At 68.2% G+C, this 14,884-nt stretch carries 11 protein-coding genes; 4 read left to right on the forward strand and 7 right to left on the reverse strand.

Annotated features, from left to right (window positions below; translation table 11 throughout):
- Nucleotide 1 precedes the first annotated feature (1 nt).
- Nucleotides 2-1,162: an efflux RND transporter periplasmic adaptor subunit gene (locus MKD38_RS15600; protein WP_252678071.1), complete on the forward strand. Its 1,161-nt coding sequence runs from the start codon at nt 2-4 to the stop codon at nt 1,160-1,162.
- 6 nt (nt 1,163-1,168) lie between these two features.
- Nucleotides 1,169-4,285, forward strand: coding sequence for an efflux RND transporter permease subunit (locus tag MKD38_RS15605; RefSeq protein ID WP_252678074.1), 3,117 nt, complete (start codon nt 1,169-1,171; stop codon nt 4,283-4,285).
- A 165-nt stretch (nt 4,286-4,450) separates the two neighbouring features.
- Here MKD38_RS15605 and MKD38_RS15610 read toward each other — a convergent pair whose 3' ends face one another.
- From MKD38_RS15610 to MKD38_RS15630, 5 genes are all read right to left on the reverse strand, one after another.
- Nucleotides 4,451-5,035 (reverse strand): methyltransferase domain-containing protein, encoded by a 585-nt coding sequence (locus tag MKD38_RS15610; RefSeq protein ID WP_252678076.1) that lies wholly within the window; start codon nt 5,033-5,035, stop codon nt 4,451-4,453.
- A gap of 11 nt (nt 5,036-5,046) precedes the next feature.
- Nucleotides 5,047-5,397, reverse strand: coding sequence for a hypothetical protein (locus MKD38_RS15615; protein WP_062804128.1), 351 nt, complete (start codon nt 5,395-5,397; stop codon nt 5,047-5,049).
- A gap of 169 nt (nt 5,398-5,566) precedes the next feature.
- Nucleotides 5,567-6,682, reverse strand: coding sequence for an NAD(P)H-dependent flavin oxidoreductase (locus MKD38_RS15620; RefSeq protein WP_256505031.1), 1,116 nt, complete (start codon nt 6,680-6,682; stop codon nt 5,567-5,569).
- A 57-nt stretch (nt 6,683-6,739) separates the two neighbouring features.
- Entirely contained in the window at nt 6,740-7,627 is an 888-nt protein-coding gene (locus MKD38_RS15625) for a LysR family transcriptional regulator (RefSeq protein WP_252678078.1), read from the reverse strand.
- Between the two features lie 184 nt (nt 7,628-7,811).
- Nucleotides 7,812-10,277, reverse strand: coding sequence for a DUF3772 domain-containing protein (locus MKD38_RS15630; protein WP_252678080.1), 2,466 nt, complete (start codon nt 10,275-10,277; stop codon nt 7,812-7,814).
- A gap of 383 nt (nt 10,278-10,660) precedes the next feature.
- Here MKD38_RS15630 and MKD38_RS15635 point away from each other — a divergent pair, with 383 nt between their 5' ends.
- Nucleotides 10,661-11,329, forward strand: coding sequence for an alpha/beta hydrolase (locus MKD38_RS15635; protein WP_252678082.1), 669 nt, complete (start codon nt 10,661-10,663; stop codon nt 11,327-11,329).
- A gap of 167 nt (nt 11,330-11,496) precedes the next feature.
- Nucleotides 11,497-12,228, forward strand: a complete 732-nt coding sequence (locus MKD38_RS15640; protein WP_252678084.1) for a BON domain-containing protein — start codon at nt 11,497-11,499, stop codon at nt 12,226-12,228.
- A gap of 13 nt (nt 12,229-12,241) precedes the next feature.
- Here MKD38_RS15640 and MKD38_RS15645 read toward each other — a convergent pair whose 3' ends face one another.
- Both MKD38_RS15645 and MKD38_RS15650 read right to left on the reverse strand, forming a co-directional pair.
- The gene (locus tag MKD38_RS15645; RefSeq protein ID WP_018008539.1) at nt 12,242-12,976 is read right to left on the reverse strand and encodes a GntR family transcriptional regulator; all 735 of its coding nucleotides are present in this window, start codon (nt 12,974-12,976) and stop codon (nt 12,242-12,244) included.
- 280 nt (nt 12,977-13,256) lie between these two features.
- Complete coding sequence (locus tag MKD38_RS15650; protein WP_252678086.1) at nt 13,257-14,882, reverse strand: GAF domain-containing sensor histidine kinase; 1,626 nt, start codon at nt 14,880-14,882, stop codon at nt 13,257-13,259.
- Nucleotides 14,883-14,884: the final 2 nt, after the last annotated feature.

Consider the following 14,884-nt stretch of genomic DNA (forward strand, 5'->3'; position numbering starts at 1 on the left):
CATGCGTCCCAATTTCCTGCTTTCGCTGACGGCCGCCGCCGTCCTGACGTTCAGCCTGGCGGCCTGTTCCGACAAACCTGAACCGGTCGCCGAGGCGCCCAAGCTGCCGCCCGGCGTGATCCAGCCCGAGGGCAACCTGCAGAAGGGCCTGAAGGTGGCCCCGGTGGCCACCTCCCCATTCAGCGAGATGCTGCGCGTGGCCGGCCGCATCGACTTCGACGAGCAGCGCGTGTCGCGCATCGGCGCCAGCGTGACCGGCCGCGTCACCGACCTCTATGCCACGCTGGGCCAGGAAGTGAAGGCCGGCCAGGTGCTGGCGCGCCTGCACAGCAGCGAGCTGGGCGCGGCGCAGATGGCGTTCCTGAAGAGCGAGGCCCAGACCGAGCTGCAAGACCGCAACGCCGAGCGCGCGCGCCAGCTGTTTGCCGCCGACGTGATCGGCCGCGGCGAACTGCAGCGGCGCGAGAGCGAACTGGCGATCGCCTCGGCCGAGATGCGCGCCTACCGCGACCAGCTGCGCGTGCTGGGCATGTCGGCGAGCTCGATCGCGCAACTGGCCAAGAGCGGCAGCATCAACTCGCACTCGCCGGTGTATTCCAGCATCAGCGGCACCGTGGTCGAGCGCAACGTGGCGCAGGGCCAGGTGGTGCAGCCCGCCGACGCGCTCTACACCGTGGCCGACCTGTCGCGCGTATGGGTGGTGGCCGAGGTCCCCGAGCAGCAGGCCGCGCAGGTGGCAGAAGGCCAGAGCGTGGAGATCGAGGTGCCGTCGCTGGCCAACGGCGCCGGGCGCCAGACCATTACCGGCAAGCTGATCTACGTGGGCCGCACGGTCAGCCCGCAGTCGCGCACGGTGCTGGTCCGCACCGAGCTGGAGAACCGCGAGGGCCGGCTCAAGCCGGCCATGCTGGCCAGCATGCTGATTGCCGGCAAGCCGGTCGACCAGCTGGTGGTGCCGGCGGCGGCGGTGGTGCGCGACGGCAATGACGAAATGGTCTATGTCGAGATGCCGGGCAACAAGTACCGCCTGACCCGCGTCAAGCTGGGTGCCGAAAGCGACGGCATGCGCGTGGTCCAGAACGGCGTGAAGGCCGGCGACCGCATCGTGGTCGAGGGCGCCTTCCACCTGGACAACGAGCGCAAGCGCCTCGAACAAGGGTAATCGGCCATGATGAAATCCCTAGTCGAAGCCGCCATCAAGCAGCGGCTGGTGGTGTGCGTCCTCGCCGTGGTGCTGTTCTTCTTCGGCCTGCGCGCTGCCACCAAGCTGTCGGTGGATGCGTTCCCGGACGTGACCAACGTGCAGGTGCAGATCGCCACCGAGGCCGCGGGCCGTTCGCCCGAGGAAGTGGAGCGCTTTGTCACCGTGCCCGTGGAAATGGCCATGACCGGCCTGCCCGGGCTGGAAGAAATGCGCTCGCTGAACAAGGCGGGCCTGTCGCTGATCACGCTGGTGTTCACCGATGCCACCGACGTGTATTTCGCGCGCCAGCTGGTGATGGAGCGCCTGATCGAAGTGGGCGGGCGCATGCCGGAAGGCGTGTCGCCGGTGCTGGGCCCGGTTTCCACGGGCCTGGGCGAGGTCTACCAGTACACGCTGGACCGCGCCGACGACGGCAACCGCGAACTGACCCAGGAAGAGCTGGCCGAGCGCCGCATCGCCCAGGACTGGGTGGTGCGCCCGCTGCTGCGCTCGATTCCCGGCGTGGCCGAGATCAACTCGCAGGGCGGTTATGTGCGCCAGTACCAGGCGCTGGTCAACCCGGAGCGGATGCGCCATTACGGCGTTTCGATCCAGCAGGTCTACGAGGCGCTGGCGCGCAACAACGCCAACTCCGGCGGCGGCGTGCTGCCGCACTACGCCGAGCAGTACCTGATCCGCGGCGTCGGCCTGGCCAAGGGCGTCGAGGATCTCGGCAGCATCGTGCTGAAGGAAGTCAACGGTACGCCGGTCTACCTGCGCGACGTGGCCAACGTCACCATCGGCCATGAGGTGCGCCAGGGCGCGCTGGTCAAGAACGGCCAGACCGAGGCGGTCGGCGGCATCGTCATGATGATGCGCGGCGGCAATGCCAAGGAAGTGGTCAGCCGCGTCAAGGCCCGCGTGGCCGAGATCAACGAGCGCGGCATGCTGCCGGGCAAGCTGCAGATCGTGCCGTACTACGACCGCAGCGAACTGGTCGACGCGGCACTGTGGACCGTGACCAAGGTGCTGCTCGAAGGCGTGGTGCTGGTGGTGATCGTGCTGTTCCTGTTCCTGGGCGACGTGCGTTCCTCGGTGATCGTGCTGGCCACGCTGGTGCTGACGCCATTGCTGACCTTCATGGTGATGAACGAGGCCGGGCTGTCGGCCAACCTGATGTCACTCGGGGGGCTGGCGATCGCCATCGGCCTGATGGTCGACGGCTCGGTGGTGGTGGTCGAGAACGCATTCGAGCGGCTCGGCCACAAGGAGCCCGGACTGTCCAAGACCGAGATCCTGGTCAAGGCGGTGCAGGAAGTGGCCACGCCGGTGATCGTCGGCGTGGGCATCATCATCCTGGTGTTCCTGCCGCTGATGACGCTGTCGGGCATGGAAGGCAAGATGTTCGCGCCGCTGGCGTTCACCATCTCGATCGCGCTGGCGATCTCGCTGTTCCTGTCGCTGACGCTGTCGCCGGTGCTGTCGTCGTACCTGCTCAAGGGCGGCGCCGAGCATGACACCTTCCTGATCGCCTTCATGAAGCGCCACTACCTGCGCCTGCTGCACTGGGCGCTGGGCAACAGCCGCAAGACCGTGCTCAGCGCGGTCGGCGCCTTCGTCGCCACGCTGCTGATCGTGCCGCTGCTTGGTACCTCGTTCATTCCGGAGATGAAGGAAGGCTCGATTGTCCCCGCAATCGACCGCGTGCCCAATATCTCGCTGGAAGAGTCGATCAAGCTGGAGAAGGAAGCCAACAAGCTGGTGCTGGGCGTGCCGGGCGTGAAGTCGGTGGTGTCGGGCGTGGGCCGCGGCGAAAGCCCGGCGGATCCGCAGGGCCAGAACGAATCGACCCCGATCGCCAGCCTGAAGGACCGCGACGAGTGGCCCGACGGCTGGACCCAGGACGATATCGCCAACGCCATCCGCGAAAAGCTCAAGGCCATTCCGGGCGTGCAGATCGTGATGGCGCAGCCGATCTCGGACCGCGTCGACGAAATGGTCAGCGGCGTGCGTTCCGACGTGGCGGTGAAGGTGTTCGGCGATGACCTGGACAAGCTGCGCGAGCTGGCGGGCGAGATCGCCCGCGTCGCCGGCGGCATCCAGGGCTCGCAGGATATCCGCATCGAGCGCGTGTCGGGCCAGCAGTACCTGTCGATCGAGATCGACCGCCAGGCGATTGCGCGCTACGGGCTCAACGTCTCGGACATCCACGACGTGATCGAGATCGCCATCGGCGGCAAGCGCGCCACCGATATCTTCGAAGGCGAGCGCCGCTTTGCCGCGGCGGTGCGCCTGCCGGACGAGTTCCGCAACAACGTGCAGTCGATCCGCCAGCTGCTGGTGAACACGCCGGACGGCACGCAGGTGCCGCTGCAGAGCGTGGCCAGGATCGAAGTCAATGACGGCCCGGCGCAGATCAGCCGCGAAATGGCCAAGCGCCGCGTCGTGGTGATGATCAACGTGAAGGATCGCGACCTCGGCGGCTTCGTCGCCGAGCTGCAGCAGGCCGCCGACGCCAAGGTCAAGCTGCCGGAAGGCTACTACCTGGAGTGGGGCGGCCAGTTCCAGAACATGGAACGCGCCATGGGCCACCTGAAGATCATCGTGCCGGTCACCATCGCCGCGATCTTCTTCCTGCTGTTCCTGCTGTTCAACTCGCTGCGCTTCGCCACGCTGATCATCACGGTGCTGCCGTTCGCATCGATCGGCGGCATCATCGGGCTGTTCGTCACCGGCGAATACCTGTCGGTGCCGGCGTCGGTGGGCTTTATCGCGCTGTGGGGCATGGCGGTGCTGAACGGGGTGGTGCTGGTGTCGTACATCCGCACGCTGCGCGATTCGGGCCTGTCCCTCGACGAGGCGGTGGTGCAGGGCGCGACCCAGCGTTTCCGTCCGGTGATGATGACCGCGACCATCGCCATGCTGGGCCTGGTGCCGTTCCTGTTCTCGACCGGCCCGGGTTCCGAAGTCCAGCGACCGCTGGCGGTGGTGGTGATCGGCGGGCTGATCACGTCGACGCTGCTGACGCTGGTGATGGTGCCGACGCTGTATCGCTGGTTCGATGATCGCAAGCCGGATCCGACCAGGGATGTGCCGGTGTAATTGTTGAACCGCTGGTTTGCTCCCCTCTCCCACCTGCGGGAGAGGGAGTACCGCGGCGGTAATTCATGAACCGGTGGACTTGGCCGGCCGATTTGCCCAAAGACAACGCCCCATGCAAGTGGCAACTTGCATGGGGCGTTTTTATTTCCCGATCAACACAGACGCCTACGCCAGCCGCATCTCCAGCTGCCGCGTCCACAGTTCCAGCACGAAATCCGGTTCCTCGTGGCGGATATGCCGATACAGCCCCCGCTGCGCGCCGATCGCTTCGTGCACCGCCTGCGCGGTAATTTGCTGCTCCGCGAACGGATGCCGGAAATGGCAGGCGACGATGACGCCGTCGTCGGCCAGCGCGCGCGCGGCCATGGCGGCGACCTCGTGCCAGTCCGGCTTGGGAAAGTAGTAGCCCAGTTCGGAAAACACCATCAGGTCGAACCTGCCTTCCGGCCACTGCTGCGGCAATTCGCCGGTCAGCACGCGTGCCTGCGGGAACGGTGCCAGCCGTTGCCGCGCCTGCTCGGCCGCGGTCTCGGCCAGCTCCATCGCGACCAACTCGTCGCAGCGCGGCGCCAGCGCCACGCTCAGGTGGCCGCCGCCGCAGCCGGGCTCGAAGGCGCGGGTGAAGCGCTCGCGCGGCAGCGTGGCCAGCAGCAGGGCGCGCTTGCGCGCTTCGTACCAGCGCGTGCCGATGCCCCAGGGGTCCTCGTTACGACCGTACAGGCCAGCGAAATAGTCGCGGTCGACCGGCATGGCGGCAGGCCTCAGTAGCCGTAGTACGGCGCCTCGCGGTAGTAGCCCGATGGCTGCGGGCCGCACGGCACGTAGGCGCGGTCGTAGTCGCGGTAGCAATAGCCCGGCGGCACTGCCGGCGCCGCGTACGAGACCGGCGCGGGGGCGTAGGTGACGGGCGGCGGCGCGACCGGTGCCGCCACCACCGGTCCCGAGGCCAGCATGGCGCCCAGCGCCAGGCCCGCCAGCGCGCCGACCGCCAGCACGGCGCCGGCGTTGGAGCCGCCATGGTGGTGGTGCCGGCCGCGCGCGGAGGCGGAACCGGCGGCTACCAGGGTCGCGGCCAGGACCGCCGCGGCGACGATGCGGGTGGAGGGGCGCATTTCGAACTCCTTGTCATGCACAGCTTGTGCTCCTGAATGATGGACGCAAAGCGGCGCTCAAGGTGTTTCCGGCCCCGGGTCGACTTGTTAGCTTTGTAACCGCGGCTTTTAAGACCTGCTTTTTTTAACCTGGTGTAAGACGCGGTAAGACGGCGGTGTCCGAAACCGCTTACCCGAGCGTTTCGGCCAGCGACCCCAGCCCGCGCGCGCTGGCAGCAAGCTCGCCGGCCAGCGCCGCGACCAGCTCCGTCGCCGGCAGCGCACGGGCCAGCGGCACCGCCTGGCCGGCCCACTGCGCGGCAAAGTCCGCGCTGCCGTGCGCCTTGGCGGCGGCGTGCAAGGCCTTGCCGGCATCGTAGGCGGTCGGGTAGTCCGGCGTGGCGGGCGCGTCGGCTGCGGCGCCAAGCTCGGTGAAGCGGTTGGCCAGGCCGCGCGCATGGCGGCCGGAAATGGCCCGCGTCAGCACGGTCGGCCTGCGCGCCTGCAGCAGCGCCTCGCGGTAAGGGCCGTCGGCCACGGTCTCGGGGCAGGCGATAAAGGCGGTGCCAAGCTGCGCGGCTTGCGCGCCCAGCGCCAGCGCCGCGGCGATGCCGGCACCGTCCATGATGCCGCCCGCGGCGATCACCGGCAGGCGGGTCTGCGCCGCCAGCACGCGTACCAGCGCGAAGGTGCCCAGGCCCTCGTCGACGGCGGCCGGGTCGAACACACCGCGATGGCCGCCGGCCTCGATACCCTGCGCGACGATCGCGTCGAGGCCCGCCGCCTCGATCGCGCGCGCCTCGGCGAGCGAGGTGGCGCTGGCCAGCAGCACGATGCCGGCGTCGCGCAGCGCGCGAATCCGGTCCGCATCGGGCAGCCCGAAATGGAAGCTGACCACGGCCGGGCGTTCTTCCAGCAGCATCGCGTGCATGGCTTCGTCGGTGACGTAGCTGCGATAGATCTCGCGCAGCGTCGCCGGCGGGGTGGCGCCGAATTCGGCAAAGCGCGGCGCAAGATAGGCCAGCCAGGCCTGCTCGCGCGCGCCATCGGCAACGGCCGGCGCATGGCAGAACACGTTGACGTTGAACGGGCCGCTGGTCAGCGCGCGGGTCTCGCGGATGGCCTTGCGCGCGGCTTCGGCATCCATGGCACCCACGCCGAGCGAACCGAGCCCGCCGGCATTGGTGACGGCCGCGGCGAGCGCGGGCGTGCTGACACCAGCCATGGGTGCCTGGATGATCGGGGTGCGGATGCCAAGCCTGCGCAACAGCGGCAGCCGATCAGCGATGGGGGTTGTCGGGGTCAATTTGGCGCTCCTTGACAAGGTTCGATGGCGATGGTGCGGCGAGGGGGACGGCAGGGGTCAGCCGTCGCGCAGTTCGCGCACGAAGGCGTCGCAGGCGTGCGTGGCATAGCCAGCACGCTTGACGAGATAGGTGTGCACCGCGCGCACCGGCACGGTCTGCACGTCGACCGCGTCGCGGTGCAGCGCCAGCAGCGAGCGGGGCAGGATCGCCATCGCGGTGCCGGCGCTGACGCAGGCCAGCATGGCGTGGTACGACGGCATCTCGGTAACGGCCAGGCGCCGGCGCATGGCGTCGCCGCCCTGCGCCAGCCAGTCTTCCGCGCACTGGCGGTAGGTGCAGCCCTTGGGGAAGGCGGCCAGGCGGCGCAATGCCACATCCTGCGGCCCGCGCACCTTGGGATGGCTGGCCGGTAGCACCAACTGCAAGTGTTCGGTGAACAGGTAGGTGCCTTCCAGGCCGGGGGCGAGTTCATCCAGATCGGCCGCGCGCGCCGGCCCTTCGCCCGGGTGCGCGACCACGGCGCAATCGAGCCGGTGGTCGAGCACGGCGTCGACCAGCGCGCGCGTGGTGCCGGTGCGGATCTCGATGTCCACGCCGGGCCAGGCCGCGTGGAAGCGCGCCAGCGGCATCGGCAGGCGGTTGGCGGCGGCGCTTTCCATGGTGCCGATGCGCAGGCGGCCCGACGGCGCGGCGCCCTGCACCGACTGCCGCGCTTCTTCGGCCAGCGCCAGCATCTGGTTGGCATAGGCGAGCAGCCGGTGCCCTTCGGGCGTCAGCAGCATGCGCTTGCTGTCGCGCTGGAACAGCGCCACGCCCAACGCCTCTTCCAGTTGCTTGACGCGCGTGGTGACGTTGGATTGCACCCGGTCCAGCAGGCGCGCGGCGCGGGTGATGCTCTGCTCCGTGGCTACGGCGCGGAAGATTTCGAGTTCGGCCAGTTCCATCGGCGGTCGGGCGCGGCAGGCGGAAAAACGGTCGTTTGGATATTCTCGTTTGGAGAATATAGCAAAACAAACAATCTTTCCATGAGAATATCGAGCGCAGCCCGCCGCGCCGTGCGCCGGCATCGCCGCCGGGCACGCCGGGTTGTAGTGGCGATGATTGGCATGGCGGCGCTGCCGCCGGCTGTCAGCCGGTCGCCAGCGCCCGCTCCGGTTCCGGCCCGAACGGCGGCATGTTCTCCAGCCGCAGCGACTGCGGCACCGACAGCGAGATGCCGGCGGCGCGCAGCCGCTTGAGGATCTCGAACAGCAGGTCGCTGCGCGTGTTCGCGGCGATGCGCGGGCTGCCGACATAGCCGGTCACCGACAGCGTGATGCCGTTGGGCGCGAGCTGGCTGAACATCACCGACGGGGCCGGCACGTCGAGGATGCTTTCGTTCTCGCGGTAGACGTCGAGCAGCAGGTCGCGCAGCTGCTCGGGGTCGGTGTTCAGCGGGAAGGTGAGCTGCAGCGAGGCCACCCCCTGGGTGCTGTTGCTCATGGTGACGTTGCGCAGGTTCTGCGAGATCAGCTGCGAGTTGGGCACGATCACGGTGGAGCGGTCGCCGAGCTGGATCTCGGTGGCGCGCACGTTGATGCGGCGGATGTCGCCCTCGACGCCGGCGATGCTGACCATGTCGCCCACCTTGACCGGGCGCTCGGTCAGCAGGATCAGGCCGGAGACGAAGTTCTTCACGATCTCCTGCAGGCCGAAGCCGATGCCGACCGACAGCGCGCTGACGATCCACGCCAGGTTGTCCCAGCGCACGCCCAGCAGCGACAGCGTCAGCAGCACCAGCAGCACGTAGCCGACATTGCTGAACAGCGTGATCAGCGACGCGCGCAGCCCGGGCTCCATGCACAGCTTGGGCAGCAGCTCCGCATCCAGCCAGCGCCGCACCGTGCGCAGCAGCCAGATGCCCACGCCCAGGGCGACCAGCGCATTGAGGATGCGCTCGGGCATGATGTTCAGGCTGCGCAGCTTTTCGCCGCCCAGCACGGTGACCAGGCTGTTGACCAGGTCCGCGGGGGTGGTGCCGAAACCGCCGGTCAGCAGGGCCACCACCGCCAGCAGCAGCAACAGGCTGGCGCCAATGCCGGACAGGATGGTGGCGGCCTGCTCCAGCCGCGCATCGTCGACGCCGAACAGCTGCTTGATCACCTGGCCGCTGGTGTGCTGGGTCGAGAACAGGCTTTCGAACAGGTCGCGCGTAACCTGGGTCAGCAGGTAAAGGCTGCACAGCACGATGTCGAACCAGACCAGCTCGTAGGTCAGGAAGCGCGCAAAGCTGATATAGCCGGCCAGCAGCGCCACCATCGACACGATCACGATCAGCGTGACACCGGCGTGGATCAGGCCCGCCAGCGTGGCGCGCGCCTCGGGCTGCTCGCCAGCCGCGGCCAGCTCGTTGCGCACGCGGTTGGCGCGCAGCAGCGCCGCGCCGATGGTCAGCACCACCACCAGCGAGACCAGCCCGCGCCCCAGCAGCGTGACCTGCACGCTGGTATCGGCAATGCGGTTGAGCTGTTCCAGCGTGCCGGCCAGCAGCAACAGCCCGGCCAGCACCGCGGGGAACGGCTTCATCGCGCGCGCCACGGGATCGGCCAGCGCGGGCAGCCGCCACGACGGATGGCGCGTGCATAGCAGGGCGCGCCCGAGGCCCGCGATCAGGGCGCTGGTCAGGGTCAGCTTGACCAGCCCGCCGTACAGCGTCATCAGGTCCGGCGGCAGTTCATAGTTGCGCGTGAAGGCGTTGTAGACGATCTGCACCGCCAGCCCCGTGGTGGCCACCGTCGCGATGGTGGTGGCCAGCGCCAGCGCGCTGCGCCGCAGCCGCGTCGGCGGCAGCTTGTTCAGGCAGAACCAGGCCAGCGCGCGTTCGGCCAGGCGCTTGCCCAGCAGCCACACGCCCAGCGCGAGCAGCAGCAGCGCGATGGTGGCGGCGCGCTGCGACGGCTGCCAGGCCAGCTGCACCATCGGCACCACCTGGTCCAGGAACGCGGCCATGCGCGCGCGGTCCTCGGCCGCGGGGCTGACCAACGGCTTCCAGAACTGCGGGTTCAGGATGCTGTCGGAGCGCAGCGCGAGCTGGTCTTTCAGCTGGCTGCGCTGCAGCCGGGCGATCTGGCCGCTCAGGTTGGCGATGTTCTCCTTGCTCTCGGCCGCCTGCTTGAGCTGCGCATCGAGCTGCAGGCGCCGCGCATTGAGTTCGGCGCGCTGCCGCACCACCGCCGGAGCCTCCTTGGTGATGCCGTCCGACGGCGGCGGGCCCAGCACGCCGAGCTGCGCCTGCAGCTGGTCGCGTTGCGGCGCCAGCGCGGCACTCAGGCTGTCGACATCCGCATCGAGCTTGTGCAGCTCATGGTCGAGTTCGTCGAGCCTGGTGGTGCCCTCGGGGTCGGAGGCTTGTTGCTTGATGCGGTCCTGCTCGGTCTGCAGGCGCTTGAGTTCGGCGCTGGCTTCGGCGTGCGTGAGGGCGGGGGGCTGCTGGGCCTCGGTGGCGGAGGCGGCCTCGGATGCCGGCGCCGCGATCGCGGCGGGCAGGGTGGCTGGCATCAGGTGGCATAGCGCTGCGAGCGCAAGGCCCAGTGCGAGCCGTGAAACGTTGCTCATGGCGGAATCTCGTCGGATGCGGGGATGGCCGGAACGCCGGCGATGATCAGGCGAGGGGACCGCTGCTCGCTGGCGATCCTCTCGGCGCATGGTGCGGCAAGGCGCGATGCGGCCACGCAGATGCATCGCAGCGCTTGGCCGCGGGCGGCAGGACCGGTGCAACCGGCCCCGCCGCGATTCGCCGGAATTATAGAAAAGCCCATCCGCCACACCGCCGGCTGCTGCGGCGGATCGGGCACACTGTGACAAATTGATACGCATCCATGTGCGCGCCGCCGACGCGGCCCACGTCGGCATCCTCGCCGCCATCGCAGTAACATCACGGGCTTCGGGCCGTGCGCGGCCCGCATTGCCTCAGTCACTCGACATCTTCTGGAGAACGCATGGCGCTTGCGTCAGGCCCCGAAAAGACCAGGCTCGACGGCGACGCCGGGCCGATTGAAATGCTGGTCGACCGACCGCAAGGCGATCCGCGCGGCATTGCCGTGGTGGGCCATCCGCACCCCTTGCTGGGCGGGTCGGCCACACACAAGGTGCCGCACCAGCTGGCCAAGGCGCTGGTGGCGCGCGGCTACCTGACCGTGCGGCCGAATTTCCGTGGCGTGGAGGGTTCGGGCGGTGCCCATGACCAGGGCCGCGGCGAGGCGCAGGACATGCTGGCGGTGGTGGCCCACCTGCGCGACGCGCATCCCGGCCTGCCGCTGGCGCTGGCCGGGTTTTCCTTCGGTGCCTTCGTCATGACCCATGTAGCCGCGGCCCTGGCGGCGCAGTCGGTGCCGATCCGCCACCTGGTGCTGACAGGCACCCCCTACGGCGTGGTGAAAGGGCATCGCAGCTATGACACCCCGGCCGTGCCGGCCGATTGCCTGGTGGTCCATGGCGAGCGCGACGAGCGCGCGCAGCTGGCCGCGCTGTTTGACTGGGCCCGGCCCCAGGCATTGCCCGTAGTGGTGGTGCCGGGCGCGGATCACTTCTTTACCGGCAAGCTGCCGCTGCTGGTGCGCATCGTCGGCGGCTACCTCGACCGGCCCGCGCACGGCGCCACCGTGTAAAAACTTCGATCGTTGCCGCGCTTGCGCGGTGCGCGCCGGCGGGGCCGTCCGGGAGGCGCGAGCCGCAGCGCGCCGCGGTGACCGGGCGTGAGGCATGGATGATGCTACCGATAGCAGACACGGCGCCAGATATGGCGCAACTCGCGCGTTCAGATCGGAGGCAATCCATGAAAGACTATCCACCGTCAGAAATCAGGGAAACGTGGCGCAACCGCGGCTATGGCGAGCCCGGCGATACCCGCCAGGCACACCACTGGCGCAGCGGCAATCCGGGCGGCGCGGGCTTTGGCTACGGGCAGGCGCGCTATGGCACGGAAGAGGGCGAGGCTCCGGAAGAGCAGTACCGTCCCGGCATCCCGGCGCGAACCGCATCGCGCCGGCTGCCCAAGAACTACCAGCGCACCGACACGCGCATCCGCGATGACCTGTGCGAACGGCTGGCGCATGCCGACGATGACGTCTCGGACGTGACCGTCGACGTTGGCTCGGGCATCGTCACGCTGACCGGCACCGTGGCCGAGCGCGGCATCAAGTACCGCATTGAAGAGCTGGCCGAAGACGTGCTGGGCGTCAATGAGGTGCGCAACAACCTGCAGGTGGCGCGCCGCGCAGGCGGTATGGACGACGGGCAGCAGGAGGCCGGTGCCGGCGGCAGCGTGCCCGGACAGCGGCGCCTGGGCCAGTCTGCCGGCTGGCGCCAGCCGGTGGGAGAGGTGAGCGCGGACGTGCTGTATATCGTCCAGTCGCGCGACGGGCGCTTCCTCGGCGCGGAATCCGGCGAAGCCGTGCTGGTGCCGGGAATTGCCCAGGCCGGCCTGTTCGACGATCCGGATGAAGCCCGCGCCGCGGCGCAGGAGCATTGCAGCCGCGGCTACCGCATCCTGGCGACGCGGCGCTGACGGGGCGCCGCGCTCAGGCGTTGGGCACGGCAGGCGCGCTGGCCGGATCCGGGTGGATCTGCATCACCGCGGCGCGCTTCTCCAGCAGGTGCTGGCGCAGGATCGACGCCAGCCGCTTGCCGTCCCGCGCTTCGAGCGCGCGGATCATTTCTTCGTGGTCGTGCACCGCGCGGTCCCACTTGTCGGTCTGGTGGTTGGAGCGGAAGCGCATCGCCTTGAGCCGCCGGTTCAGCGTCAGGTAGGTCTGCAGCAGGGTCTGGTTGCGCGCCGCCGCGGCGATGCGGTCGTGGATTTCCTGGTTGCGGCTGTAGTAGCCGGGCAGGTCGTTGCGGGCATGGCAGGCCAGCATGGCGTAATGCAGCGCCTTGATCTCGGCCAGTTCCGGCGCGGTGATGCGCTCGCACGCCAGTTCGCCGGCAAAGGCTTCCAGGCCGCTCATCAGCTCGAACGCCTCCCACGCCTCGGCCTCGCTCATGCGCGAGACGCTGGCGCCGCGGTTGGGCGAGATCTCGATCAGCCCCTCGGCGGCAAGCACCTTGAGCGCCTCGCGCAGCGGCGTGCGCGAGATCCCCAGCGTTTCGCACAGTTCGCGCTCGTTCAGCTTCATGCCGGGCGCCAGCACCCCTTCGACGATGAAGTTGCGCAGGTGGTCGACCACGGTGTCGTGCAGCCGCTGGCGCACCACCTTGGGCAGGAGCGGGGCGGCGGTGGTGCCGGTTCCGGTGCCGGTGCCGTCCGAAGGTTGCATGCAATGTCCCTGTCATTAGCGTGGTGCCATTCTAAGACATTGCCGGCCTGCCGCAACGGCGGCCGCGACCGTTGCGCTCAGCGCGCCGGGCCGCGCAGCGGCACGCCGCTTTCACGCGGCGCCCCGGCCCCGCGCCCCCGCCCGATCAGTGCCACCGACAGCGCCGACACCAGTCCCGCGAACGCCACGTGGGCGCAGCTCTGCCACGGCTGTTCAGCACCACAAACTGGGCTGCCGCTCCCCTGAATCGTTGGCGCGATAACCGCCTAGGCAGAATTTGTCAATGCGTGGCGGAGACGGGCACGGTGAACTGAAATTCGGTGCCGCGTGGCACGTTTGCGTTGAGTCGTAGCGTTCCGCCGTGCGCATGCACGATCGAGCGGCAAATGGACAGCCCCATGCCCATCCCGCCGGCCTTCGTCGTACAGAACGGCTCGAAGATGCGCTCGATGTTCTCGGCAGCAACACCCGGCCCCGAATCGCACACTGTGACAAGGACGGCGTCCGGCCCATCCATGCCGGTGCGGATGGTCAGGTCCCGCGGTCCCTCGTCCGCCTCGCTCATCGCTTCGATGGCGTTGACGATCAGGTTCAGCATCGCCTGCTGGAGTTGGACCCGGTCGGCAGGAACGAACGGCAAGTCCTCAGCAAGCTCCATCCGCACGGACACGTGGTGTTTCATCGCCTCGCCGCGCGTCAGGGCAATGACCTCCTGGATCGCCTCGTTGATCTGTACCCACTCGGTATGCATCGGGGTGTTTTTGACGAGGCCGCGAATGCGGTTGATGATCGCACCGGCGCGGCTAGCGTCCCTGGTGATACGCTCAAGCGCCTGGCGAACCTCATCAAGATTCGGCGACTGTGCGTCCAGCCAGCGCAGACCCGCTTCGGCATTGGTGCCGCACGCGCCGATCGGTTGCTTTAATTCATGGCTGATCGAGGCGGTGAGCTGCCCCATCGTTGTGACACGGTTGGCGTGCGCCAGCGCTGTCTGGATCTCGCGGTAGCAGCGTTCGCTTTCGCGCGCTTCGGCCTCCGCGCGCTTGCGCTCGCTCAGATCGAGAACGAAAGCGACACCCTGGTTCCCGCCTTGTTCGAAGCTCGCCACGCCGATCAGCACGGGCACCCGGCTGCCGTCCTTGCGGAAATACTCCTTCTCGAACGGTTGCAGGCGACCGGTCCGCTCGAGCTCTGGCAGCCATTGCCGGACATCGCGCTCGAACCATTCCGGCGGGGTCAGGTCGGTCCAGCGCAGGCGGCCGGAGATGACATCCTCACGCTCGTAGCCGACGGTGCGGAGGAACGCGTCATTGGCCTCGATAATCCGGCCTCCGAGTTCCCAGATGAAGATGCCGATAATGTCCGCGTTGACCAGGCGCTCGATCTTCGCTTCGCGCTCCTCGAGTTGTTGGTTGACTGCGGTGAGCGATTCGAGGTCGGCCTGCAGCACGTCGCGGCACAGCAGCAGGAGTTTGTGAAAAGTCTCGCTGTAATCGTTTCTTTTTCTGTCAAGCACGCAAATCGTGCCGAATATCTCGCCATCGGGCCAACTGATCGGGACACCCAGGTACGAGAGCATCCCCAGCTTGATATCAGGGTTCGATTTCCACTCGTCGTCCTGCAGCGCGTCAGGCACCAGCAGCGGCTGGCGGGTTTTCATCACGGTCTCGCAATAGAGCCCCGTGTTCAAGGGCGCGGTTTCGGCCGGCTCGTAAGGGTTCCCTTCGGATTCGCTGGAGACAAAGACTTTGATGTTCGGAGGCTGTACCTGCATGATCAACGCGGAAGGAACGCGCATGATTCCGGCGAGCAGATCGACAATCTCTTGCCATTTCCTGACGGTTTCAGGAGGTATCTGGATTGAGTGCGGCATGGTCGCTAAGGCGCTGAGGAACGTAGATTTCATCG

It is taken from the genome of Cupriavidus sp. WGlv3 (assembly GCF_023952475.1).
Classification (GTDB): Bacteria; Pseudomonadota; Gammaproteobacteria; order Burkholderiales; family Burkholderiaceae; genus Cupriavidus; species Cupriavidus phytorum.